The organism is Niabella pedocola (assembly GCF_021044425.1).
Classification (GTDB): Bacteria; Bacteroidota; Bacteroidia; order Chitinophagales; family Chitinophagaceae; genus Niabella; species Niabella pedocola.
The window spans coordinates 1-3,353 of sequence record NZ_JAJNEC010000011.1 but is presented as its reverse complement, the minus strand read 5'-3'; the positions used below and the strand labels follow the sequence as shown (position 1 = coordinate 3,353).

Annotated in this window: 2 rRNA genes; both read right to left on the bottom strand. The window is 47.4% G+C overall.

Annotated elements, in window-relative coordinates:
- Positions 1–85: 85 nt before the first annotated feature.
- A 5S ribosomal RNA gene (rrf, locus tag LQ567_RS25960) occupies positions 86–197 on the bottom strand.
- 125 nt (positions 198–322) lie between these two features.
- Positions 323–3,120: ribosomal RNA gene (locus LQ567_RS25955) — 23S ribosomal RNA — on the bottom strand.
- Positions 3,121–3,353: the final 233 nt, after the last annotated feature.

The window sequence follows — 3,353 nt, the reverse complement described above, 5'->3', positions numbered from 1 at the left end:
TCCATTTGTCATCCCTGAGCGGTTCGTTTCGGGGTTTACAGGCACAAAAAAAAAGAGCCTCACATTACTGTGAGGCCCTCAATAAGAATGGCAGCTACCTACTCTCCCGCATTGTGGTGCAGTACCATCGGCCATAAGGGGCTTAACTTCTCTGTTCGGTATGGGAAGAGGTGAACACCCTTGGTAAAACCACCATAAAAAATTAAAAATCCTAAATCTCAAACCAAAAATCTCAAATATTGATATTTGGATCTTGTATTTTGATCTTTAAAACTTAATAAGTTAACATATTGGAAAAAACTGTTAGAAGAGATCTAAAAAAAAATTAAAGCTTACGGGCAATTAGTACTACTCGGCTTTGATGTTACCACCTTTACACCTGTAGCCTATCAACGTCATAGTCTCTGACGGCCCTTAAAAGTAAACTCATCTTGAGGCAGGTTTCACGCTTAGATGCTTTCAGCGTTTATCCTGTCCGTGCTTAGCTACTCTGCATTGCACCTGGCGGCACAACAGATACACCAGCGGCACGTACGACCCGGTCCTCTCGTACTAAGGTCATGTCCTCTCAATTTACTAACGCCCACCACAGATAGGGACCGAACTGTCTTGCGACGTTCTGAACCCAGTTCACGTGCCACTTTAATCGGCGAACAGCCGAACCCTTGGGACCTTCTCCAGCCCCAGGATGTGACGAACCGACATCGAGGTGCCAAACCTCCCCGTCGATATGAGCTCTTGGGGGAGATCAGCCTGTTATCCCCGGAGTACCTTTTATCCTTTGAGCGACGGCCCTTCCATACAGAACCGCCGGATCACTTTAGCCGACTTTCGTCCCTGCTCGGCCTGTTTGCCTCACAGTCAAGCTCCCTTATACTAATGCGCTCTGCGTACGATTACCAACCGTACTGAGGGAACCTTTGCAAGCCTCCGTTACTCTTTAGGAGGCGACCACCCCAGTCAAACTACCCACCATGCACTGTGTGACTCGCGTCATTAGATTCTAAATCAAAGAAGGTTGGTATTTCAACGACCGCTCCACAATGGCTGGCGCCACCGCTTCATAGCGTCCCAACTATGCTACACATCCGTAATTCAAAATCAATGCAAAGTTGTAGTGAAGGTTCACGGGGTCTTTCCGTCCCGTGGCGGGTAACCGGCATCTTCACCGATACTACAATTTCACCGGGCTCGTGGAGGAGACAGCGTTCAACTCATTAGACCATTCGTGCAGGTCGGAACTTACCCGACAAGGAATTTCGCTACCTTAGGACCGTTATAGTTACGGCCGCCGTTTACTGGGGCTTCAGTCAGAAGCTTTGGATTACTCCGAACATCCTTCCTTAACCTTCCAGCACCGGGCAGGTATCAGGCTCTATACGTCATCTTTCGATTTTGCAGGGCCCTATGTTTTTGTTAAACAGTTGGTTGAACCATTTTACTGAGACCACATCGCTGTGGTACGCTTTATCCCGAAGTTACAGCGTCAATTTGCCTAGTTCCTTCTCCACGGCTCACCCGAGCGCCTTAGAATACTCATCCCGTCTACCTGTGTCGGTTTGCGGTACCGGCTGCTATACTCGCTTTTCTTGGAAGCACTCTCACTGCTACGCTTCACCCGAAGGTTCCACTCGTCTAATCCGTCAGACTAGGCAGCTAACATGCTCCGTCACTTTTAATATATAGCAGGCGCAGGAATATTAACCTGCTTTCCATCGTCTACCCCTTTCGGGTTTGACTAAGGACCGGGCTAACCCTGATCCGATTAACGTTGATCAGGAACCCTTAGACTTTCGGCGATAAGGTTTTTCACCTTATTTATCGTTACTTATGCCTACATTTTCTTTTGAAACCGCTCCAGCATGCGTCGCCACACACCTTCAACGCCGTTTCAATGCTCCCCTACCGATCATCCCTCAAAGGGCGATCATAGAGCTTCGGTTCATGGTTTAATACCCGATTATTTTCCGCGCAGAATCTCTCGACCAGTGAGCTGTTACGCACTCTTTAAATGAATTGCTGCTTCCAAGCAAACATCCTGGCTGTTATAGAAATTTCACATCGTTTGTCTAACTTAACCATGTATTGGGGACCTTAGCTGCTATTCTGGGTTATTTCCCTCTCGGCCATGGACCTTAGCGCCCACAGCCTCACTCCCGGAGATATGTACTAGCATTCGGAGTTTGTCAGGGTTTGGTAGGCGGTGAAGCCCCCTAGCCCAATCAGTAGCTCTACCTCTAGTACACTTCTAAAATCCGAGGCTGTTCCTAAAAACATTTCGGGGAGAACGAGCTATCTCTCAGTTTGATTGGCCTTTCACCCCTATCCACAGTTCATCCCAAGACTTTTCAACGTCAACGGGTTCGGTCCTCCAGTGTGTGTTACCACACCTTCAACCTGACCATGGATAGATCACAAAGTTTCGCGTCTACCCCCACTGACTAAGCGCCCTATTCGGACTCGCTTTCGCTACGGCTCCGTTTCTTAAAACTTAACCTCGCCAGTGAGGAGTAACTCGTAGGCTCATTATGCAAAAGGCACGCCGTCACAACTTGCGTTGCTCCGACCGCTTGTAGGCGTACGGTTTCAGGTACTATTTCACTCCCTTATTCAGGGTGCTTTTCACCTTTCCCTTACGGTACTGGTTCACTATCGGTGTCTGAGGAGTATTTAGCCTTACCAGATGGTGCTGGCAGATTCAAGCAGGATTCCTCCGGTCCCGCCCTACTCAGGATACTACACGTCCACGTTAATTTCCGCTTACGGGGCTATCACCCTCTATGGCTTAATTTTCCAAAAAATTCTGCTTGATAACGCTTTCTAAAAGTAGTCCTACAACCCCGTACCGGCACGCCGGTTCGGTTTAGGCTCTTCCCTGTTCGCTCGCCACTACTTAGGGAATCATTGTCTTATTTTCTTTTCCTCCGGGTACTTAGATGTTTCAGTTCTCCGGGTTGGCTCTCTCTCGAGTAATATACCTTCAGTATATTAGGTTGTCCCATTCGGAAATCTCGGGATATAATGCTTGTGTGCAGCTCCCCCGAGCTTATCGCAGCTTACCACGTCCTTCATCGCCTCTCAGACCCAAGGCATCCACCATACGCCCTTAATTGCTTTAAAAAAGTTGATTAAACTTAATTAATATGAGGCCAGCATCACTGCTGGACTTGATTTTTAGTTTATTGTAGATTGTTACCCGACCACATTTCTTCAGACCAACCATAAATAAATATAGTGTGATGTTACAAAATTGTGATCGATACCTGACTCGCGTCAGGCTGCTAGGTACTCTCCTAACAGTTTGTTTTTTTCCAATATGTCAAAGAACTTGGTCATTCTCTTAAATTTGAAAC